The sequence below is a fragment of the Lysinibacillus sp. FSL K6-3209 genome (assembly GCF_037976175.1).
In the GTDB taxonomy this organism is placed as follows: Bacteria; Bacillota; Bacilli; order Bacillales_A; family Planococcaceae; genus Lysinibacillus; species Lysinibacillus sphaericus_D.
Window position 1 is genome coordinate 2,586,006 of record NZ_CP150264.1, and the last position, 22,377, is coordinate 2,608,382.

24 protein-coding genes and 1 riboswitch are annotated in these 22,377 nt (G+C 36.0%); of the genes, 12 read left to right on the forward strand and 12 right to left on the reverse strand.

The genetic code is table 11. From position 1 onward, the window contains the following. The first annotated feature begins 561 nt into the window (after positions 1-561). From MHH88_RS12510 to MHH88_RS12520, 3 genes are all read left to right on the forward strand, one after another. A complete protein-coding gene (locus MHH88_RS12510) occupies positions 562-1,203 on the forward strand; it encodes a cupin domain-containing protein (RefSeq protein ID WP_339263055.1) in 642 nt (213 codons plus the stop codon). 100 nt (positions 1,204-1,303) lie between these two features. Beyond that, positions 1,304-1,588 carry a hypothetical protein gene (locus tag MHH88_RS12515; RefSeq protein WP_069513231.1) on the forward strand — a complete coding sequence of 95 codons (285 nt, stop codon included), beginning with the start codon at positions 1,304-1,306 and terminating at the stop codon, positions 1,586-1,588. A 232-nt stretch (positions 1,589-1,820) separates the two neighbouring features. Next, positions 1,821-2,306, forward strand: coding sequence for a DUF3231 family protein (locus MHH88_RS12520; RefSeq protein ID WP_339258444.1), 486 nt, complete (start codon positions 1,821-1,823; stop codon positions 2,304-2,306). 58 nt (positions 2,307-2,364) lie between these two features. Here the strand turns inward: MHH88_RS12520 and MHH88_RS12525 are convergent, their stop codons facing one another. Beyond that, positions 2,365-2,658 (reverse strand): hypothetical protein, encoded by a 294-nt coding sequence (locus tag MHH88_RS12525; protein WP_103976378.1) that lies wholly within the window; start codon positions 2,656-2,658, stop codon positions 2,365-2,367. Between the two features lie 95 nt (positions 2,659-2,753). Then, positions 2,754-3,914: an MFS transporter gene (locus tag MHH88_RS12530; RefSeq protein WP_103976377.1), complete on the reverse strand. Its 1,161-nt coding sequence runs from the start codon at positions 3,912-3,914 to the stop codon at positions 2,754-2,756. Positions 3,915-3,971: 57 nt separating this feature from the next. Continuing rightward, positions 3,972-4,071: riboswitch (purine riboswitch) on the reverse strand. Positions 4,072-4,279: 208 nt separating this feature from the next. Between MHH88_RS12530 and MHH88_RS12535 the strand changes: the two genes are divergently transcribed. Continuing rightward, positions 4,280-4,444, forward strand: a complete 165-nt coding sequence (locus MHH88_RS12535; RefSeq protein WP_339258447.1) for a hypothetical protein — start codon at positions 4,280-4,282, stop codon at positions 4,442-4,444. Between the two features lie 64 nt (positions 4,445-4,508). On the opposite strand, the gene lepB is transcribed toward MHH88_RS12535, so the two are convergent. The 6 genes from lepB to dacB form a co-directional block, all read right to left on the reverse strand. Then, positions 4,509-5,066: a signal peptidase I gene (gene lepB / locus MHH88_RS12540; RefSeq protein WP_103976375.1), complete on the reverse strand. Its 558-nt coding sequence runs from the start codon at positions 5,064-5,066 to the stop codon at positions 4,509-4,511. 159 nt (positions 5,067-5,225) lie between these two features. Further along, positions 5,226-5,321, reverse strand: a complete 96-nt coding sequence (locus MHH88_RS12545; protein WP_029747072.1) for a hypothetical protein — start codon at positions 5,319-5,321, stop codon at positions 5,226-5,228. A 348-nt stretch (positions 5,322-5,669) separates the two neighbouring features. Beyond that, positions 5,670-6,608, reverse strand: coding sequence for an LCP family protein (locus tag MHH88_RS12550; RefSeq protein WP_339258450.1), 939 nt, complete (start codon positions 6,606-6,608; stop codon positions 5,670-5,672). 549 nt (positions 6,609-7,157) lie between these two features. Beyond that, positions 7,158-7,595 (reverse strand): MarR family transcriptional regulator, encoded by a 438-nt coding sequence (locus tag MHH88_RS12555; RefSeq protein WP_103976372.1) that lies wholly within the window; start codon positions 7,593-7,595, stop codon positions 7,158-7,160. Positions 7,596-7,626: 31 nt separating this feature from the next. Then, the gene (locus MHH88_RS12560; protein WP_024360998.1) at positions 7,627-8,382 is read right to left on the reverse strand and encodes an SDR family oxidoreductase; all 756 of its coding nucleotides are present in this window, start codon (positions 8,380-8,382) and stop codon (positions 7,627-7,629) included. Between the two features lie 89 nt (positions 8,383-8,471). Then, positions 8,472-9,905: a D-alanyl-D-alanine carboxypeptidase/D-alanyl-D-alanine-endopeptidase gene (dacB, locus tag MHH88_RS12565; RefSeq protein ID WP_339258453.1), complete on the reverse strand. Its 1,434-nt coding sequence runs from the start codon at positions 9,903-9,905 to the stop codon at positions 8,472-8,474. A 175-nt stretch (positions 9,906-10,080) separates the two neighbouring features. Here dacB and MHH88_RS12570 point away from each other — a divergent pair, with 175 nt between their 5' ends. After that, complete coding sequence (locus MHH88_RS12570) at positions 10,081-10,458, forward strand: hypothetical protein (protein ID WP_339258455.1); 378 nt, start codon at positions 10,081-10,083, stop codon at positions 10,456-10,458. Positions 10,459-10,587: 129 nt separating this feature from the next. On the opposite strand, the gene MHH88_RS12575 is transcribed toward MHH88_RS12570, so the two are convergent. From MHH88_RS12575 to MHH88_RS12585, 3 genes are all read right to left on the reverse strand, one after another. After that, a protein-coding gene (locus MHH88_RS12575; protein ID WP_337982349.1) for an IS3 family transposase occupies positions 10,588-11,942 on the reverse strand; the annotation gives its coding sequence in 2 pieces (ribosomal slippage) (positions 10,588-11,489 and positions 11,489-11,942; 1,356 coding nt in all). A 112-nt stretch (positions 11,943-12,054) separates the two neighbouring features. Further along, positions 12,055-13,788: an ABC transporter ATP-binding protein gene (locus MHH88_RS12580; protein ID WP_069513224.1), complete on the reverse strand. Its 1,734-nt coding sequence runs from the start codon at positions 13,786-13,788 to the stop codon at positions 12,055-12,057. Then, a complete protein-coding gene (locus tag MHH88_RS12585) occupies positions 13,785-15,527 on the reverse strand; it encodes an ABC transporter ATP-binding protein (protein ID WP_069513223.1) in 1,743 nt (580 codons plus the stop codon). The genes MHH88_RS12580 and MHH88_RS12585 overlap by 4 nt, the downstream gene beginning before the upstream one ends. A 557-nt stretch (positions 15,528-16,084) precedes the next feature. On the opposite strand from MHH88_RS12585, the gene crcB (MHH88_RS12590) reads away from it, so the two are divergent. The 5 genes from crcB (MHH88_RS12590) to thiD all read left to right on the forward strand — a co-directional run bounded on the left by crcB (MHH88_RS12590) (position 16,085) and on the right by thiD (position 19,716). Beyond that, positions 16,085-16,447 (forward strand): fluoride efflux transporter CrcB, encoded by a 363-nt coding sequence (gene crcB, locus MHH88_RS12590; RefSeq protein ID WP_339258457.1) that lies wholly within the window; start codon positions 16,085-16,087, stop codon positions 16,445-16,447. Further along, entirely contained in the window at positions 16,444-16,806 is a 363-nt protein-coding gene (gene crcB / locus MHH88_RS12595; protein WP_024361010.1) for a fluoride efflux transporter CrcB, read from the forward strand. The genes crcB (MHH88_RS12590) and crcB (MHH88_RS12595) overlap by 4 nt, the downstream gene beginning before the upstream one ends. Then, entirely contained in the window at positions 16,803-17,150 is a 348-nt protein-coding gene (locus MHH88_RS12600; protein WP_339258460.1) for a hypothetical protein, read from the forward strand. Before crcB (MHH88_RS12595) ends, MHH88_RS12600 begins: the two co-directional genes overlap by 4 nt. Before the next feature lie 316 nt (positions 17,151-17,466). After that, positions 17,467-18,672: a DUF418 domain-containing protein gene (locus tag MHH88_RS12605; RefSeq protein WP_339258461.1), complete on the forward strand. Its 1,206-nt coding sequence runs from the start codon at positions 17,467-17,469 to the stop codon at positions 18,670-18,672. A 222-nt stretch (positions 18,673-18,894) separates the two neighbouring features. After that, on the forward strand, positions 18,895-19,716 hold the full coding sequence (gene thiD, locus MHH88_RS12610) for a bifunctional hydroxymethylpyrimidine kinase/phosphomethylpyrimidine kinase (protein WP_339258463.1): 822 nt from the start codon (positions 18,895-18,897) through the stop codon (positions 19,714-19,716). Between the two features lie 110 nt (positions 19,717-19,826). Here thiD and MHH88_RS12615 read toward each other — a convergent pair whose 3' ends face one another. Next, the gene (locus MHH88_RS12615; RefSeq protein WP_069513218.1) at positions 19,827-20,129 is read right to left on the reverse strand and encodes an antibiotic biosynthesis monooxygenase; all 303 of its coding nucleotides are present in this window, start codon (positions 20,127-20,129) and stop codon (positions 19,827-19,829) included. A gap of 324 nt (positions 20,130-20,453) precedes the next feature. Here MHH88_RS12615 and MHH88_RS12620 point away from each other — a divergent pair, with 324 nt between their 5' ends. Next, a complete protein-coding gene (locus tag MHH88_RS12620; RefSeq protein WP_024361015.1) occupies positions 20,454-21,134 on the forward strand; it encodes a response regulator transcription factor in 681 nt (226 codons plus the stop codon). Further along, positions 21,124-22,362, forward strand: coding sequence for a HAMP domain-containing sensor histidine kinase (locus MHH88_RS12625; RefSeq protein ID WP_339258466.1), 1,239 nt, complete (start codon positions 21,124-21,126; stop codon positions 22,360-22,362). Before MHH88_RS12620 ends, MHH88_RS12625 begins: the two co-directional genes overlap by 11 nt. Positions 22,363-22,377: the final 15 nt, after the last annotated feature.

The following is a 22,377-nucleotide window of genomic DNA, read 5'->3' on the forward strand; positions in this document are numbered from 1 at the left end:
GAATTGTGAAAATACTAGATTTGATTCTATTAATGGTTAAACACTAGTATTTTTTCGCTACCTTTATTTATATGTTTATACTTGTATTGTTATGTAGAAGACAAATGCGTATTCATAAATTTTTACTTGGACACTGACTGAAAAATAGGAATTGTAGAAACTGTATTTTAATGTAATCGTTTAAAGTAGCTTATTTCTTCATTAATTATCAGAAATATATTATAATTTTTTTATAGACTAGTATAAATCCAAGCCCAAAAAATAAAAAAGGAAGTGAGGTACATATGAATTGGGTAAAAGTAGCAGTCGCAATTATAGTCATCATAATAATCGTAAATGTATTAAACTTATTTATCTGGTTTAATCTAAAATCTCAAGTAAATTCTGAAAAGGAGGTTATAATTGAAATACAAAATAATCATTGATTACTGTATAAAAATTTAAAACCCTTAATTTTATTTTGATACTTAGCTCTTTCATAGGCGTTTTGCTTAAAGCACCAACATCTATAGTCATAATCTGTGATATTGACGATCATATACTTACATGAAGGAAGGATGTATTGTTTTGCCCATCGACTACACATCTCCATCCACGCAGTTTACGTTTGATGTAAATACAAGCCCCCTATTTAAAAAGGATAATCAAAACTACATCAACATTCTTGGTACTGCCCAATTAAATACATTAGAAAATGTGTCATTGCTTGATATATTTCTAAGTACCAATAATGTTGTAGAACCGCATTATCATCAAAATGCAGGAGAGCTTGTTTATTGTATTTCTGGTGCTGCTACCGTTTCTCTTTTAAATCCTTTTACAAAACAAATTCAAAATTACCCAATAAAATCTGGACAGGTAGCAAATATTCCACAAGGGTGGTGGCATTATATTGTCGCGAATGCAGACAACACGCATATACTCGCTATTTTTGATGCCCCTACACCAGAAGTTATTTTAGGTTCTGATATTTTGAAATTTACACCAACAGCAATTATGGCGCATACGTATTGCTTAGATGAAAATGTATGGAAACAAACGATTGCGCCTGTTGTTCCTACGACTTATATCGGTCCTCCAAAAGAATGCAACCAATCCATTCCAACTCCCTCTAGCTCACCAAATTTTATGCAACTGTATCCGCCTTACAACCTAAATCTTTACCATTATCCCTACATGCATCCAAATGGTTACTCGTATTAATGCCATGAAGTCTATTAGTTTTCGTTGCAAAAATGCATAAAACATTTCAGAATGGAAAGTCTAACTATTATTCATCATGCATGAAAGAGGTGTATATAAAATGGGCTTTCCTATTATCCATACAAATTTTTGGGATGCTGTGATTGCCGTACCGGTTGTCATGATCCTGACACAAGCAATTAAAGTTTTTTTCCCTATTCAACCTAAATATGTCCCAGCAATCGCTCTGGCGCTAGGGTTAATGATTTCTATTTTTATTAGCCATAAACATAATTTTTTAGCTGGAGTATTTATGGGCTTTTTTTATGGATACGCAGCCATTGGTAACTATGCGTCCTTAAAGACCACGATTAGGAGCTTTAAAAATAAAACAACAAAAAAATGAGGATAGATAAAGAATGCTTCGTGACGAGACTTCAGTTGAAGAGCAAAATAGTGAAAATGCAGAAGTAAAGTGGCGAAGCCTTCAAAACAAATAATTGTACATATGTTTTGCTAGATGACACACATAATATTTTTGACAATGACTATTTTTCCTATAAATGTATAAAAAATAACGAATACTCCCATCCTAATCTCACATTCAACAACTATAAAATGAGTTAGGACGTGCCATAATGAAAATGTCAAAGCGAAATATAGACGCTCTACGTTTTAAGGAAGTGTTTGTAATTTGGAAACAACTTGGGGTCAATAATGGCTATATAGCAACCAATCATCTCTTTTTCAAACATGCAGTGAATCGAGAGTTAAAAGTCATTATTTTGGAGTTTATTCAATATTTAAAAGAGGAAAATAAGCAATTAGAGAAGCTATTAAAAGAAAATGGCGTTCTTGCCCCACCACTATCAATTGACCAAGGAAATTTACAAATTGCTAAGATTCGAGGCAAGACAGCCGTAAATGATTGCGAAATTAGCGCCATCCTATCAATGAATATTGCTTCGTCGTTAATTTCAGTCAGTCAAGCGATGGACATGTCTATCGAGCATACGCTCTCTACAAAATATCAAGTCTTTCATATGAAGTATGCCAATCTCGGCGCAAAGTTAATTGCACTTAGTCACAAAAAACGTTGGTTACTTGCTCCTTCTACAATGTAAAACGAGGACTAAAGCAATTGTTTAGGTCGTCCCGTACATGACAAGACGACCTAAACGGCTATTCACTTACCTGTTTTTCTCTGTTTGTCACTAACAAATAATCCAGCGCACTCATTCTAGTTAACTTATGTGTAAATTTAATAGCATCAGCTTGTGAATCAAATATAAAATTTTCGAGTTCGTCTGTTGGTATATATTGATCAGCGATTTTTCGTTTCAGTTTTCGTACAGATAAAATGTGTGAATCTTCTTCATATAAAATAATGGCACCAACGTTCCGATAAAGCGTGTGATCAATCGTTGCGACAACTTTCACATTCAATCCTTCAAATTCCGTTAAATCTACCTGCATTTATTTACCAGCCTCCCTCTCTTCTCTTACATTCGATTTTCAATAATCATAGTCCTGCTTTATTTCATAATTTACGTTTATCATGCATGGATATTTTATAAGTTGCCATTTGCAAGCGGTGCTCTCTTTAAAGAAAAAATGGCACACCCTAACGCAGCTAACACTAAAATAGCACCGAAGCTTGCTAAATGCATGACCGAGCCTGTAACCGTAAACATAGCCCCACCAACTGCTGAGCCTATTGAAATCCCTATTTGTAGAGCGGCAGTATTTAAGCTTTGTTGAATATCCGATGTTTTCGGATCTGTTTGAATCAAATAATTTTGTAACGGTGGTGTAAGTGCCCAACTAAGCGCTCCCCACAACACTGTCACGACTAAAAATAACGGAAAAGCGACAATCGTATACGGAATACTGAACAGCACGATGGCAAATGTTGCAATAATTATAACGATCGATTTGCCCGTACCAATTTGGTCACTTAACCAACCACCAATTGCATTTCCGCTTACTGAAGCAAGACCGAATACTAAATAACAAATACTGATCCAAGAAGAGCTTAAATTAAATGCTTCTACTAAAAATGGCGTAAAGTAAGCATACAGCATATAATGCCCTGCTAGCATAAACAGTGTTGTTAAATGCGCACTCGCTATTTTCCAATTAGCTAATGACTTGATTTGAGCTTTTAATGGCACCACTTCAACAACTGGCATTTTTTCTAAAATCATAAATATTAGAATCATGGATACAGTTGACAACATTGCAATCCCTAAAAAAACAGCACGCCAACCGAATGCTTCTGTAATAAAAATGCCCATCGGTACACCGATGACTAATGCCGAACTAACACCGACAAAAATAAGCCCTAACGCTTTGGCACGATGTCTTGGCTCTACTATTTTTGTTGTAATTGTTAAAGACAATACAATAACCAATGCTGTACTCATTGCTGTGATAATTCTTGCCATCATCACAATGGCAAAGGTCGGGCTGAAATAGGTCATAACATTCCCCAATGTGAATAAAAACAATGAAATAAGATAGAGCTGCTTTCTTTCCACTTTCGCAGTTAACGATAAAAGGACAGGTGCTGAAATAGCATATACTAGTGCAAAAATGGTAATTAATTGTCCTGCTGTTGCAACTGTGACGTTCAAATCATCTGCGATGTATGGCAATATACCGCCCACAATTAGCTCTACCAACCCAACTGCAAAAGTAGTAGCTGCCAATATAAATACTCTCCAATTCATGGAATCACCTTTCTGTTACACGCCCATTTTGTAGCAGCATAAAAAAATCCTGACTACAAAATGCAAGCAAATTTTTGTAGTCAGGATTTTATGGTTCCTGGTAGAGACCCTCAATCCATATTATTGAGGTTATACAGATCATTATTTTACTTTAGCTATATTAGCATATGGATTTTTGCGTTACAACATTTTTCTATCACTCTATTTGCTAACACCCGCATCTTTACATAAGCTCAATTTATTTTTATATATTTTTTTAGCTTTTTGCTTATATTTTTTATCATTCGACCATACATAGTAATAGACATGAAATATAGCAATGGGGTGATTGTTTGCGGATATTTGGATTAGTATGCTATTTTTTAATGCTATTTTATGGCGCGGAATTAGTAGTAGAAGAGCTCTCAATCGATCAACCAACATCTAGCTTAGAAAAGAGACAAGATCCACTAAAAGAAACTGTTGAAGATTCAACAGTTTGCGTTTACTACCCTTCTTATAAAGTGTGTAAAGCATTATCAGCAAAATAAAGAAAATAAGGAGGCATGCCCATTTCCAATGAGCTGCCCCCTTTTGAATTTTTATCGTTGGTCTCTATTCAATGCCAATGTGAAAATGCTTAAATGGATAAAGAGTCAATTTCGCTTCTCCATAAATAGCATCTTTTGCAATTAAGCCGTAATGGCGACTATCATAACTTTTCAAACGGTTATCACCCATGACAAAGTATTTACCTTCTGGCACCTTTTTCTCATTTGTTAAACCTTCTAATGTGAAATTCTCGGTAATGCGTAGTTGACTCGGATCATCGGTTTGACGATTGACATAATCTTCTTTATAGGCCTTTCCATTTACATACAATACATCATCGATCATTTCGACTGTATCCCCTGGAAGCCCTATCACACGCTTAATATATAATTCATCCTCAGTTGGAGATTGAAAGACAATTTGGTCAAAGCGTTCAATTTTACTTGTTTTACTTACAATAATGATGTCCTTATCCTCATATGTCGGATACATAGAAGCACCTTGTACTTTTATCGGTGCAAATAAAAATTGCTTACAGCCTAAGACGACGATTGCTGTAATAACAATAATTTTAATGTAGGATAGAATTTCTTTTTTCATATTCGTTTTTTCTGCTTGCATGCTCATTCCCCGATACTTTTTTATTTAATAGTATAGCATTTTCTAGTGTCTATTGACGAATAAAAACACAAAATGTTTCCATACCATGAAAAAAAGACATAAGCTCAGTCGCTTGTGTCTTGGAAAATATATTCTATTTATGTACATCAACTAGTTGCTTTATGTAGTAGAGTGATGTTGCTCGTTAAATAAATCAACTGCTAATACAATCCCAACAGGCAACGCGATAGCTAACAATATTGTACCAATCATCATCACAATCACTCCCTCAACTATTTCTTATAAAGAATTATACACCAAATTTTCAGATATTTCAAACGAAATAAAAAACTGCTAGTACGTTTTATAACGAAAAAAATCATTCAACTAGGCATGCATCCTACCTGAATGATTTTTTTGTCTTACATAAAAATTTTAAAACATAATAGTTGTAGCTGTTGCATCATGAATTTAACTGGACTTTTTTGTACTTTCCGTTTAGGTACATAGCTTTGCATGCAATTATTTAATGCTGTATACCTAAGCACCTGGGTCCTCCCATTCATTCATCTCGCTCCCTTCGCAAACATATTTTTACAACTATTGTAGCCAAATGATCGTGCCTTATTCTAAATGGGTTTTTAACTCTGTTTGTATTTGTTGAAGCTCCGTTTCATCTGGTACATAATACCAAATTCGATCAATCATTTGCCCTCCTTCTGCTTCAAATGATAACTGATCAATACTACTATCCATTTTCTTATATATACTTTGTAGCTGGATTAAATCTTTCACTGTAAAATTCATGCGGACATTGTCTCCGACAACATCGAGCATATCACTAGCCTTTAAAATCACGGACGGTGTAGAAGCTTTTTTCATTACCGCTTCAATAATTTGACGTTGACGAATTTGGCGACCAAAGTCCCCTCGTGGATCTTCGTAGCGTATACGTGAAAAAATAAGTGCTTCATCGCCATTTAAAGATAGTTCTCCCTTAGGAAAATGGTATGAATCATAGGTTAAATCCATATCATTTTCAATCGTAACACCACCAAGCGTATCTATAATTTGTAGAAACCCTTCCATATTAATAAATACATAATAATCGAGTGGAATATCTAACAAATTTTCAACTGTATCCATTGCCATTGGTACGCCTCCAAAAGCATAAGCATGGTTAATTTTATCTACTGTGTCATGACCGATGATTTCGGTACGTGTATCTCTTGGAATGCTTAACATTTTCATCGTTTGTTTTTCAGGATTGACCGTAATGACAATCATTGTGTCTGAGCGGCCACTATCGTTGCTTCGTTCATCAACACCGAGTAACAGCACAGAAAACGGTTCTTTTTTCTTCATTGTTTTTGGCGCTTCTTCAGTAATGTCTGTCGCTTCAACTAAAGGTGTATTTATTTTATTCATCGTTTTCTGAATAGTATAATAAGCTGTACCTATAAAGATTAAAAAAATCGTTAATAGGCTACCTACTATCCAAAGCCATATTTTCTTCTTACTCTTTTTTTTCTTTTCTTTCATTCGTTTCATGTTTTTTTCCATACTTAAGTCCTCTCTAGCTTTTTAAAAAATTTGCCCCTCTTTTTGACGTTTTAGGTTGGAAAAAAGTTTATCTGGTCTATTTATATGCATATTGGACGAAAAAAAGACGTACACTAGTATTTACTAAATATGCGTCTTTATATTCGTTAATATGTAAAATTGGCAATCCTGTTTGTAAATGCTGCTGTTTTATCTTGTTATTTTTTAACCTACCTTCTATCATTTCCCTACAGTAAGAAAACATTTCTTTATGTATGTAAAAATCCCTTTTGTACCGTATAGAATAGCAAATTTCCCTTCAATTATAAAGTTTTTTTGTCGATTTTACGTTTATTTCAAAGATTTATGCTTCTATATTGTATGTATACATATCATTTATACGCCAAGAAAACCATCTCACACGCTTAATCGTTTTCTAGCACAAGCCTTTCGGTTTGATATACATTTTGGACCATCATTAACGCAATCTTTACTATAAAAAAAGAAAAATACCTTGAGCACTAATAACGCTCAAGGTATTTCTCCAAGCTACTGTAAAACGCAACTTGCTTATTGATTATTTCTGTCGTGTATTCCTTGCACTAACTTTTCTTGAATGGACAAATATTGTGCAATCTCTTCATCATTCAATACTTCAAAAAGCTGAATAAATACATCTTTTCCAACTTCTTGTGCTTTTATCAATGCGTCTACACCTTTATCCGTAATCTGTAAACGAATCGTACGTCTATCAGCCTCATCATATAGTCTTTCTGCTAAGCCCAGTTTTACTAATTTTTCAGCAATGCTTGTCATAGCACCTTTCGTATAACCAATCGTTTCCGCTAATTCTGCTTGTCTTTGCGGGCCTTTCATTTTTAGTTCACTTAAAACTAAAATCGGTGAAATGCCTAACGGATAAGGAAAACCTTTCGTAAAACGTATAATATTAGCATTATTCATCTGATCAATCATATGAATGAGTTTAAAAATACTTGTCTGTGTCAAAAAAATCCTCCTCGAACAATAACCGAGAAAATTAGTGAAGCATGATTGAACCACCGTCAACCATAAGTGTTTGACCTGTGATATACTGTGAATCCTCTGATGCTAAAAATACTGCTACACGGCCGATGTCATCTTCTACATCACCAAAGCGACCCATTGGGATTTTATTTTTAACAGCTTCGTAATATTCTGGTTGTGCTTTTGCCCATGCTTGTACACCTGGTGAATTTGCAATTGGACTAATTAAGTTTACATTAATACCGAAACGTCCCCATTCATTTGCCGCTACACGAGAAATGCCGCGGATTGCTTCTTTTGCTGCAGCATACGCACCTTGTGTTTCATGACCAGCAATTCCAGCACCAGAAGCAAAGTTAATAATATTCCCTTTTGTTTCTTTTAAGTGCGGTAATGCTGCTTGCATTAAATAAAATGTTGGATAGAAACCAGTATCAAATGATAAATCTAAATCAGCCTGCGTTGTATCTTCAATCGTTGCTTGTTTTGAAGCATGTGCATTATTAACTAATACATCTAGTTTACCGTATTTTTCAACAACTGTATCGATTATTTTATGCAAATTAGCACGATCCATTAAATTTGCCTGTAAAAACATTGATTTTGGAGAAATTTTTTGCAATTCTTTTTCCATTGCTTTCCCTGTTTCTTCATTTAAATCTACAATCGTTACGATTGCTCCTTCTTTTACCATTGCTTTTGCCATACCACTACCGATACCGCCAGCACCGCCAGTAATAATTACTACCTTGTCTTGTAATTTGCCCATGAGTAAACAGCTCCTTTTCATTAATCATCAAATAGTTTAACACTAAATTATTCATAATTAAACTAGATTGCTCACTCTTTTGAAACCCTTTACATTTCAATGGCAATTTGCTTGACAATTTCATCAATCGTAGCAATTGCTGAACCTTTATTGCCTTGCGTTAAAATACTAAAAATATACCACTTGCCGCTTTTCCCTTTGACATAGCCACTTAATGCATAGGTACCACTTATGTAGCCCGTTTTAGCTGAGACACTATAACCTTTCAAGCGGTTTTCTAATGTCGCCCCAACCAGCTTTCCTTTTCGCCCCGCATGTGGTAAAGCATCCAAATACGAGAAGTACCAAGGTTTTTGTCGAACTTTAAATAGTAATAAGCTTTCCTGCATACTACTTACGCGGTTTTGATGATTTAAGCCTGAGCCATCTTCAAAGTACCATTGGTCCATATTTAATCCACTATCTATACCATAGGTGCGAATGGCTTCAATGCCTGCCGACCAACTTCCTTCTCCAAGAAGCTCCCTTCCCAATTGCTTAGTTAGCATTTCTCCCATGCCGTTAATGCTTAACTTTAAAAATCGAAAATTAATATCCTTTAATGGCATGGAGTAAGTAATGCCAACTCGCTGTGCATTTTCTGGTACTTTCCCTTCGGTAAGAGGCATTTTTTGAATACCTTTTGCTACTAATTTTTCTCGTAATACATCAAGCGTAAACATCGTTGGATTATAAACAGTCACATATGTATTTTTTTCTGTACCTGCTGGTAAATTGCCTGTTACAACAATACGATCTGTTCCATATTCTCTTGTGATTTTGACGGTCGATTTCTCACCCTTTTTCACAGTTTTTGTTTTGTTGACAATGGGGATTGTGCTTGCATATGGTAAAAGCTGTATTTTGGCTGCTTGTCCAATTTTAGTGCCAGTTACTTTTACATGGACATTGCCGACATCATATTGGTCATTCGGTGAGAGCGTTAGAGCAGAAATACGTGATGCATAAGAGAATGCCTCTTCTTGTGGGACTATTCCTTTGGCTAATCGATCGTCATCAAACCACGAATCATCAGCAATCAATGCACCTGTAATTTTGGTGATTCCTAACTTTTTCAGCCCATTGGCGAATGTTTCTAAATGGACAGGTAATAATGTTGGATCGCCCCCACCTTGTAAATAAATATTTCCTTGTAATACACCATTTTCAATGGGACCATCCACATAAGCCTTCGTTTCAAAACGATAATCAGAGCCGAGTAAATCTAATGCCGCAGCACTAACAAGCAATTTATGAGTGGATGCGGGACGTATCATTTTTTCCCCATGCTTACTATAAAGAACGTCTCCTTTTTCCATTTCTCGCACCGTAATACTATATTCATTGTTTTTCCAGTTTTTAGCGATGATTGTATTGATTTTATTCGTCATCGTTTGCTCATTTGCTTGTGCTTGTTCAACAAATAGCAATGGGTAACAACACATGGTTAAAAGCATCATCAGTATAATAATTTTCTTTTTCATAGATCCTCCATTTGGCAAAATATTCTCTAATTATTTTTTATTTTAAGTAAAAGCGCTTATTTTTTCAATTCAACAACTATTCTAACTTCTTCGAAGTGGACAGACATCTTTTTTTCCGACATGAATAGACTGTAGTAGCTAGCTAAAATCGCTTTCAAAATAGGAGTTGGTTTCGATGGGCGCAAAATGGATTAAAATATCGATCTTCTATTTAATACTTACAATCGCTTTTGGACTGTTTATGCATTATGCAATTCAACTTCAATGGAAGACGACACATGCACATATTGGTGTCGTTGGTTGGCTAACTACGGGATTCATAGGGCTCGTTTATTGTCATTTTAAGGATGCTGCAGAAACAGGGCTCGCCAAGGCACAGTTTTGGCTTTACAATATCGGTTTACCGTTTCTGTTAGTTGGGATGATGATGGTTTACTTAGATGTGCCTCATTGGTTATTTGAACTGTTCGTATCTGGCGGTGGAATTGCCGTTGCACTTTCTATTTTATTATTCTTTGTCAATGTCTTACAAAATGTGAAAAGTACTTATTAACTATAGAGGGCGTTTTTACTCTACACAAGATAAAGCAAAGGCATCAAGAGCGAACTTCTTGATGCCTTTCGATTTGTAGAACCCCATTTCAATGAAGTGACCCCTAAAAGTTAGACACGGTTATTTCATTTAGGCAGCTTGGGTAAACTGAGTTCGGTATTGTACCGGACTCAGTTTTAATTTTGCCTTAATTCGTTTCGTATTGTAATACGTTATATAGTTTTCAAGTTCCAATTTAAAATGCTCAACACTTTCGAACTCCTTTAAATAAAGGAATTCCGATTTCAAAATCCCAAAGAAATTCTCCATCACCGAGTTGTCATAACAGTTGCCTTTACGTGACATACTTTGCACAATGCCTTTTGATGCAAGTGCGTGACGGTATTGCTTCATTTGATAATGCCAGCCTTGATCGGAATGCATCAGTAATTGGCGTTCCTCTGGTAACTTCTCTAATGCTTTCTCCAACATTTCTGAGACAAGTGAATACGTTGGTCGATGACCAATTGTGTAAGTAATAATTTCTCCGTTAAATAAGTCTAAAACAGGGGATAAATAGAGTTTTTCACCAAACAATTTAAACTCTGAAATATCTGTTACCCACTTTTCATTAGGGGCTTCAGCTGTAAATTTGCGGTCTAAAATATTCGGTGCGATTTTACCGACTGTCCCTTTATATGATTTATACTTTTTCATTCTGACTACGCACTTTAAACGAAGTGTTTTCATGATACGTTGTACTTTCTTATGATTCACTCTTCGTCCACGATTTGCGAGTTCATCACGAATGCGACGGTATCCGTAACGGCCTTCATGTTCGTTATAGATGGATTGAATTTCAGCCTTTAAGTCGGTATCTGGATCGGGACGATTCAGTTTCTTCACTATGTCATAATACGTACTACGTGGAATCTGTGCGAATTCGACAAGTGCCTTCACCGAGTATTTATGCCTTAATTCATAGATGACCTTTACTTTGTCTTCTTTGGTGATGTTTCTTTGGCTTGAACTAAGGCGTTCAACTTTTTTAAATACTCGTTTTCCATTTCAAGCTGCTTGATACGAGCTTGAAGTGCTTCTGGTGAGCCTTCTACTGGTGTATGTTTTGGTTGTTTATTGGTTTCTTTTTTCATGGATGGACGCCCCTTTTCCTTTGATTGAAGGGCATCGAATCCTTTTGTTTCAAACTGTTTTCGCCAATGAATAATGGACGATGGAGCTGCTATACCAAAGATAGCCGCTGTTTCTATTAAGGACGTGCCGTGCTCAATCATGAAGTTTAGTACGTCTAGTTTAAACTGTGCTGTATAGTTTGTATATGATTTTATAAACGCTTCAACACCGTTATACTCATATTGTTTAGCCCAGTTAAGAATAGCCTTATGATCTGTCCCAATCGATTTAGCAATTTCATGTGAACTTTCTTTGCCTTCTAAGTATCGTAAAGCTGCTTGTAATTTTTCCTCTGCAGTATATTTAGCCATTAAAAAACTGCACCTCCAATTGTTAGATGTGTCTAACAATTGGGGTGCAGTTCACAAAAGTGGGGTTCTATATTTTATACAAAATATGCCACACATTTAGGAATGGCGCTTATTACTGCAAAGAGTTCGCTTGCATTTGATACATTTTTTCATAAATTCCACCATGTGCTAATAGCTCATCGTGGGTACCACGCTCCACAATATTTCCACGATCTAAGACAAGTATTCGATCCGCATTTTTGATTGTTGACAGACGGTGGGCAATAATGAATGTTGTGCGCCCTTTTTTCAGTACATCCATTGCATGTTGAATAATTTCTTCTGTCTCAGTGTCAATATTTGAAGTTGCTTCATCTAAGATTAAAATGGCTGGATCAAAGGCTAATGCACGTGCAAAAGAAATTAATTGTCGCTGACCAGAAGATAATGTACTTCCCTTTTCAATCACTGGTTCATCATAGCCATTTGGCAAGTTTGCAAGCACGCGATCTCCTCCAACGGCTCTTAAAGAATCTTCCACTTTTTGTCGAGAGATTTTCGGATTATTTAAGCTCACATTGGACGCAATCGTTCCGGTAAATAAATAAGGGTCCTGTAAAACAATCCCCATATGCTCACGCATAGATTGACGAGCAACCGTTGTGATATCAATACCATCAATCGAAATCTTGCCTTTTGATGGGTCATAGAAGCGGAATAATAAATTCATAATCGAACTTTTTCCAGAGCCCGTATGACCTACAAGTGCAATTGTTTCTCCTTGATGTGCTTCAAATGATAAGTTTTTCAAAACATAGTCATCGTTTTTGTAGGCAAAGGAAACATCCTCAAACACTACATTTCCTTTATACCTTGGTAGACTTACTTCAGATACGGGCTCTCCATCTATATCTAACACCTCAAACACGCGCTTCCCTGCAATCAGCGAGCGTTCAAGCTGCGAAAATTGATTTACAATATTGGTGATCGGATTGAAGAGTTTTGTTAAGTAATCGACAAAAGCATATAAAGTCCCTGCTGAAATTATTTGCGTTGTCGTCATCGATTGGGTCCCAAAATAGAAAATAAAAATCGTAAACATTAAAAGCCTTAACGTATTCACTAAGTTAAATGAAGTCGCTGAATCGAGCACTAATAGTTTACGTTCATAGGCATAGTGTTCATTATTCATATCATCAAATTCCTTCGTCATTTGTTGCTCACGTCGGAATGCTTGAATAATTGTCATACCTTGAATGGATTCATTAATCATTGCATTGATATCGGCAATCTTTGTGCGAATAACATCATTGTATTTCGAAGCAAATTTACGATATAAAATCATCCATACATAAATAACCGGCACCATGACTAAAGCCAATAATGCCATTTGCCAATTTAAAATAAATAGTGCTACATAAACACCGATTATTGAAATTAAACTTGTCACAAAATTTGATAGTACCTGCACATATAAATTGCGTACTGCCTCGGTATCATTGGTTACACGCGCAACAATTTTCCCTGCTGGTAAGTTATCAAAATATTGGATTGGTAACGTTTGGATATGCTCAAAAACATCTTTACGTAATTTTTGAACAACACGATTTGCGCCCATTTGTAAATAAATATACATAAAGTAACGTAAAACGGCTGTAGCAATCGCCAAAATTAAATACAATAGTAACAACCACGTAATCGGTTTAATCTCTATTTGACCGATCGTCATATAATTATCAATGATGTGTTTTGCAATAAACGGTCCTACAAGTTCGGTAAAAACAGCAATTGTTAAGAAAAATAACCCTAAAAATATTGGTTTTTTAAAATACATTGCATAGCGTGTTAAGCGTTGACTCGTACTCATGAGGCACCCCCTTCTAGCTGCTGACGATCGAATTGTTCTTTATACCAGCCTTGTTGTGAAAGGAGCTGTTCATGTGTTCCCTGTTCTACTATTTGTCCTTCATCAAGCACAATTATCATATCGGCATGTTGAATTCCTGATAATCGATGGGTTGTAATAATCGTCGTTCGATCCTGTCGTTCACGCTGAATATTTTCGATGATTTTAGCTTCCGTTTTAGCGTCTACAGCTGAAAGTGAATCATCAAGGATTAAAATTTCAGGGTCTTTAATAAGTGCCCGCGCAATTGATACACGTTGCTTTTGACCTCCAGAAAGTGATACCCCTTTTTCTCCAACAAGTGTTTCAAGCCCCATTGGGAGATGGGCTAAATCTTTTTCAAAATATGCTGCATGGATCGCTTGTTTCAGCTCTTCTTCTGTAGCATCTTCTTTTCCAAATAAAATATTTTCTCGAATTGTACGGGAGAATAATACATGATCCTGCGGCACATAGCCGATCCAATCGAGTAACTGCTCTTTTGTTTGAGCTGTAATATCAATGCCATCAATGGACAACTGACCTTCTCCAATTGGATACTCACGTAGCAGCTGTCGTAAGAAGGTTGTTTTCCCTGCACCTGTCTTTCCAACAATGCCAAGTGTTTGCCCTTTTTTTAGCGACAATGAAATACGCTCCAAGTTTTTCACATGGCTCATTGGATACTGGAAAGATAAATCGTTGAACCCGATAGCATTTGGTGTTGCTACAGCTTGCGGTGTTGCACTATTTTGTACATCCGCTTCATAGCGTAATGTTTCCTGTACACGGTCTAATGAGGCATTTCCTTGCTGCATCACATTAATAAGTTCCCCAATCGCAAAAATTGGCCAAACCGCTAATCCTAAATAGACAGTAAATGTTACAAGTTGCCCTAACGACATCGCCTCAGTCGATACTAAATGCGCACCGTAGCCAAGTGCCACAACATAACTAATCCCTGTCCCTACTTTCGTAATAGGTCCAAATAAAGCGTTGATTTTTGCCGTATGCATATTTTTTTCATAAACGACCTCACTCATTGCCGCAAAGTTTGCTTCGTCCTTTTTTTCTTGTACATACGCCCGTACAACTCGAACGCCTGCTACTGACTCAAGGACACTATCGTTTAATTCCCCAAAGGCGTCCTGCGCTTTCATATATCGTTCATGCACAATTTTCCCTAAATACTGAATAAGAATAGCCATAATAGGCACTGGCAACATGGCAAAAAACGTTAACTTCCACGAAATCATATAACCCATTGCAAAAATAATACAGCCCATATATATCGTCGAGTCTATCAGTGTCATGATTCCAAAGCCCGCAGTTAGTGACACGGCGTTTAAATCATTGGTAGCTCGTGCCATTAAATCACCTGTGCGATTTTTTTCATAAAATGTCGGTGTCATACGTAAAAAATGTTGCATTAAATTGCGACGTAACATTTTCTCTAAATTAATGGCACCTTCAAATAATCGAAATTGCCATACAAAATTCAAGACATAACCACCAACTATAATAGCTACAAAAATCAACAAATATTTCGTTAAAATAGCTGTTGTCATTGTGCCTGCAGTTAAAATATCAATAATAGACCCTAGTAAATACGGTGGAATAACCTCTAATCCACTCGCAATGATTAAGAGTACAATCGCTATTGTATATTGCTTCCAATATTGCTTGAAAAACCAACTTAGTTTACTTAATACATCAAACATCCATCAATACCTTCTTTCCTAAATGCTTTACATCTTCGCTACCCACTATCTAGCAATTCCTTATTGAAAATTAATTTCCTTGTGATGTTTTGCATACACATACACTCCTTTTTCTGTTCACTATCACCTTTTTTTGCAATAAAAAAGACGCATCCCCTGAAAAGAGCATGCGTCTCTTATAAAAGGTAAGGTGTACCCATACCTTTCATTGCATAAAAAATAACAATGTTAGACATGGACAATGTATGCAGCTGTGCTTTTGTATCGTACGGATAAAATCATCATTGTCATGCCCTCCTTTGTTTGGTTTGTTATAGTGTTATTGAAGATTATCATATAATTGAAATAATTGTCAACATTCAAACTGTTATTTTTTATATATTACAGGAAATAATTAACGCTTTAAAGTAGTGAATTGCTTTATTCGCAAGAAAATAGCTTTTATTATAACAAACTTTAAAAAACTACCATCCTGCTTTTGTGCTTGATACAATATAAAGGCATGCGGTGAATCTTATTATGTATACTCGGTCTAAAAAATAAAGGAGTCTTTGACATTGAAAATATTTGTTGCAATTGGCTTAGGAGGATGTTTAGGCGCTATTTCCCGCTATTATATTAGTATGCTAGCTGCAAAAACGGCGGTCTTTCCATTTTCAACACTTTGCATTAATTTAGTTGGCTGTTTTTGTTTAGCCTTCCTTTTCACCACCTTTACTAACCGCACGCCCCTTGTACTCGGCATTGGTACAGGCTTTTTAGGAGCCTTTACTACCTTCTCGACCTTTTCTGTAGAGACACTTTTACTGTTGGAAAATAGTAAATGGGGACAAGCACTCGCCTATTGTTTGATGAGTGTGTTCGGTGGTCTAGTATGCGCTTGGCTAGGTGCTCTACTTGCAAGGAGGCGGATGCAATGATATTAGTTGGAATAGGCGGATTTTTAGGTGCATTAGCAAGGTTTTACTTAGGTAAATGGATTGTTAGTACATATCCTTGGGCTACCTTTGTCATCAACATAACAGGTTCCTTTGTACTCGGTTTGTTAGTTGGTGCACATCTAAGTGATGCGCTATGGCATTTCTTAGGAATTGGCTTTTTAGGTGCTTATACAACGTTTTCAACATTTGGGTTTGAAACATTGCAACTAATCGAAAAGAAACAATGGCATCTAGCGTTCCGTTATGTTTGTAGTACAGTAATTGTCGGATTGCTCTTTGCAGCACTAGGGCTTTCCCTTATGCAGGGCGTCCTTAAAACATTAGAGGTGATTTTTTGACACAACCAACAATCGAGCAGCTTCAAGCTTTAGAGGCTGAAATTGAACATACATTATATACATTAATTGACTTAGAACTTGATGAAGCTTACCAAGAAATGACGACTCTATTTGCCAAATTACTCGCAAAGGTGCAAGCAGCGCACTTAATAGATTATAAGCTTGATGTACTAGTAGAACCTAATAATTACGCTAGCGAAACATGCATATTACTCGAGAGTTTACTAGAAGCAAAAAACAGGCCCAACAAAAGACATCAGCTTTTAACGCATCGTATCATTTTAAAAATTTGGTTACGTAAAAATCGACACTTTATAGATGAGTTATTACCACAAATGTTTTAAAAACGTTGGACAAAACAAAGAAAGTGTTAGATTGACAGCAAATCATCTAACACTTTTTCCATTTAAACACTGTTATATGCTTCGGCGCGGTAAGAAAATAAACATTAACTTTGTTTGCGCGTTCTAAAGAAGAGTCTCTTCTGAAAGCCTAAATCCCCAAACATTTTATATAAAAAATCTTATTTATGCTACTTCAACATAGAAAAATGCTTATTTTCACGAAACCTTTCTTCCATCTTGGCGTTTATTACTTATGAGAACTAAATGAAAATCGTTATCATTTCGTTCTATATAAACATTTTTGTGAGGTGTTTTGATGGAAAGAATAAAATTACTAGATGTTGCGAGAGGATTAGCCATAATTGGTACACTGGGAACGAATATTTGGATTTTTGGGTCATCCGGCTATTCAGTCGATTTAGATGAAACTGATATTTCAAGGATTGGCTCATATATATCTAAGTTTTCAGATTATTTGACGAACGGGAAATTTCTTGGCTTATTAACGATTATGTTCGGCATTGGCATGCAATTGAAATATGCTAGTTTCCAAAATAGAGGGCTCCCTTGGTTTAAACTGTACCTATGGTCTATGATATTGCTTTTTTTAGATGGGGTTCTTCATTTTATATTTGTTTTTGAATTTGATGTATTAATGAGTTATTCCCTAACAGGTATCCTCGTTGCATTTATTATTCAACGCTCAGAGCGAGTCATGAAAATTTGTATGTTTGTTGCAGCTAGTATCCACCTTTTTCACCAAGTCGTAGAAGGTTTTCTTATGGACAAAATTATGACGACTCAACTTGCACGAACATTGTTTCCAAACAATCCATATGCCAATCTAAGTGAAAATCGTAGTAGTATCGCTGAACAAGCAGCACTAGTTCGTCAGGAGAATCAATTGCTTGAGATATCTGGGTTTTCATGGTGGGAGCAAGTTGTGTACCGGCTAGAACATTTTTGGGTTTTACGCTCAGAAGCGATTATGATTTTACCAATGAATGTTTTCTTATTTTTACTTGGCGTCTTCCTTGTCAGAAAAGGTTTATTGAAAATGGATGAACATGGCATTCGACTGCAAAATCGCCTACTATGGATTGGATTAGGTATTGGTATCCCATTAAATGCTCTATCGTTTTTTAGTACTCAATTTGTCGTTTTAGACCGCTATGTTTTTGCCCCTGTTTTATCACTGGGTTATCTCGGGCTTGTCTTTTTAATCGCCCGCCATCAAAAATTCGTTAAAGCCCAACATTATATTAGTAATGTTGGCAAAATGGCACTTACATGCTATATCGCGCAAAATATCATCGCATCCTTTTTGTTCTATAATTGGGGACTCGGCCTTTCCAACCATTATAGCCAACCATTAATCCACGCATCTTGGCTAGGCATTACGTTGTTTATGATTGGATTTTCTACTTTATGGTTACGTAAATATAAACAAGGTCCAGTTGAAACCATCTGGCGTAAACTTGGCAATATTCCTGTGAAACGCCATCTACAAAAATTAACGTAACCCCTTTGATTGCATAGCGACATTAAAACATGTATGTTCTTCCTAATGACCGTTGGCATACATGTTTTAATTTGCAGCCTCATGTTTAAACTGACATTATAAAAACTCTGCTTTCTGGCTATTTCAAAATAACGACAATTATTATTACAATAAAGTAATATAGAAATATGATTAAGACATCGTCACCTAGCTTTAACGTATAAGATGAGGAGTACACTAAATATGAAAAAAACACTGACAATCGCTGGTTCTGCCGCACGTGGCGGAGCTGGTATTCAAGCAGATTTAAAAACTTTCCAAGAACTAGGCGTGTACGGCACTTCTGCCATTACGGCCTTTGTAGCAACACATCCTCGAACTAATCAAGGCGTTTTTACGCAATCGTTAGACGTTATTGAGGCACAGCTCCATACAATTGCGACGCAAATTGGCATCGATGCTTTAAAAACAGGGATGCTATTCACCAAAGATATCATTGAGCTTGTGTCAGACTGGCTCTCTACTGTTCAGGTCAAACATGTCGTAATTGACCCTGTTATGTTCGGTAAAGTAGGAACTGCATTAATGGAAGAAGGTGCCATGTCTTCTTTAAAGGATAAACTATTACCACATGCAACAATTATGACCCCTAATATGCCTGAAGCAGAATATTTGCTCGATGGTAAGAAACTTACATCTGCAACTGATTTACAGGATGCTGCCCGTGATTTACATAAGCTTGGCACGCAATTTGTACTCGTAAAAGGTGGTCGTCTCGATGGTCCCGCAACGGATGTATTATATGATGGCGTACGCATGGTAATATTGGAAGCCCCACGTATTGATACTATTCATACAAATGGTGCGGGTTGTTCATATTCTGCAGCGATTACTGCTGGATTAGCACAAGATCTAAGTGTTGAAGAGGCTGTTATGCAAGCTAAAAAGTTTGTTACTGCTGGCATTCGTCGAGCTATACCGTTTGAAACGGTTGCTGGAGCTATTGACCATCGTGCCTATAAAGCGTTTGGTGAACATGATATTACAGTAACTCGATACTCGTAATAATGGAACATGGCTTATCGTTATTAAAAGCAAAAAAATCCGTGTGGAGCCTTTTGCAGGCTCAGCGGATTTTTTATTTGTGCTATCGTTGAAGACTAAATGCTAATATCTTAAAAAGAATAGGCACGCATAACTTGGCATATTTCTACATGATAATGACTGTACCATTTTTCTTTACCTAATTGTTGTGCTACAACATGTTGTGCATTGTTTTTCCACTGTTGAATCGCCTCTAACGATTCCCAATACGATACAGTAATCCCCTGCCCCTCGGCATTTCTTGTACTTGCCACACGAAGAAAACCTGACTGCTGTTTTGCTAATGCTTCAATGGCATCCGCCATTTTGGCATATCCTTCGTTGTCGTTATCCGTCCGTTGTGATGTGAAAATAACAGCATAATAACTATCCATCCTTTACTCCCCCCTCTTTCACTACTATTGTATACGAAAAATCCTATCCATTTAATTTCAATAAGCTATGTCGTGGCAGTTATGCAAACTTCCGTTAGTATACATTGTAGTACTACCCTTTATAATGGAGGTATGTACTATAGAACTAACTTTTAGTCATTATGCGATAGCGATTTCTATTGATTTAATTTACTAAATGATAACTTGGTGGTTCACACTAAAGATAGTAAATGTAAAAAAAACAGGATGATGTACTATTTTTTCAGTTTGCCTTCATTTTAGCATAGTATAATAATTTGAATATGGAAACAGGAGGGAACTAAAATGAAAATATTACTGGCAGAAGATGATAGTCGACTACGTAAAAATATTGTTCATATTTTAAAAAAAGAATTCCACCATGTTGCATCTGTCGATAATGGACAAGATGCCCTGAACAATACATTTTCTGAACAGTACGATTTAGTGATTTTAGATTGGATGATGCCTCAGCTAAGTGGTATTGCTGTTTGTCAGCAGTTACGACAAAGTGGCTTTAATGGCAGTATTTTAATGCTAACTGCCAAGGACGATACAGAAGATATTATTACAGGACTTGATAGTGGCGCTGACGATTATTTAGTAAAACCCTTTAAGATGGAGGAACTGTTAGCAAGGGTGCGGGCATTACTGCGTAGAAAAAATAAAGTGATTGAGCAAGTTGTCAGAGTAGATAATTTAACCTTACAAGTCGATGCGCGGACTTTTTTGCTTAATAATACCGAAGTAGAATTAACTAAAAATGAATTTTTACTGCTTGAATATTTATTTTTAAATAAAGGTCGTGTTCTAACGAGAGAACAAATATGCATTTATATTTGGGGCTATGATTATGATGTGTCCAACAATTCATTAGATGCTTTAGTAAAGCTTGTTCGAAAAAAAATTGATGATGGGCAAGTCAAATCACGCATTCAAAATGTGCGGGGCATTGGCTATAAATTGAGGGAATCTCATGTTTCATAAAACAAGAAAAAAATTATCTTATTTGTATGCCACACTCTATTTTTTATTATTTTCACTATTTATTATTGTTCTTTATTTTGCTCTTGTTAAATTGATGGAAAATCAACAAATACAAGAATTAGAAGCGTTTTATATAAAACAAGAACATGATTATTTTGAATATGCAAATGACAACAAAAAAACCGTGAGCTATGACCCAAACCGGAATTATTTTTATTATATCTATACAAACGATCATCAATTTATCCATGGGGATGAATCTGTTAGAGGGCTTAAAACACAAGTAGAAAAAGTCTTTTCGCAAGACCGTCAAGTTCACGATGTCGTACGTCGTTTCGAATGGCAAGAACAGCATTTCCTTATAATTAAAAAGCCGATTAACTATCATGAAAAAGTAGTCGGCTATATACTGATTGGGAAATCTGTAACAACACAACATCACTTTTTTCAAAAAGTAAGTGAGTTACTGCTACTATTAGCGTGTATTTCAACGATTTTAATCGGGTTACTAAGCTACTACATGGCTGGCAAAGCGATGGTTCCTATTCAATGGTCATTTGATAAACAAAAAAAGTTTGTTTCGGATGCCTCTCATGAATTGCGCACACCACTTAGTATTTTTTATAGTTCACTCGATATTTTAGAACTTGAGGAAGCAAAGCATTTAACTCCTTTTGGCAAAGAATTAATTACGGATTTAAAAGATGAGGCCCAATTAATGAAAGCACTGCTTGATAAACTATTATTTTTAGCGCGCCACGATCAACAGCAGGGCTTAACTCATAAAGAAGTATTACAGCTATCTACTATGCTTGAAAAAATAAGTACTAAATTTCAAAAAATCATGCCTGAACCCATTCAATTTTGCACACAAATAGAAGAAAACATTGAACTACTTGGCGATGCAACAAAAATACAAGAACTGCTTTATATCCTATTAGATAATGCTATTGCCTACACAAAACAAGGTCAGATTACATTAACACTTTCAAAACAAGCGAACCTTATCACGATCGCTCTAGCAGATAGTGGTATCGGTATACCAGAGCAGGAACTTGCCATGGTGTTTGAACGCTTTTACCGCAGTGACACTTCCCGCCAACGCAATGGGACAGGGTTAGGTCTTGCCATTGCACAAGCGATTGTGGAACAGCATGGAGGAAAAATTTATGTTACGAGTACTGTAGGAAAAGGTTCAACATTTTATATTGAATTTCCTGTTCAATAACATTTCTTAAATTGG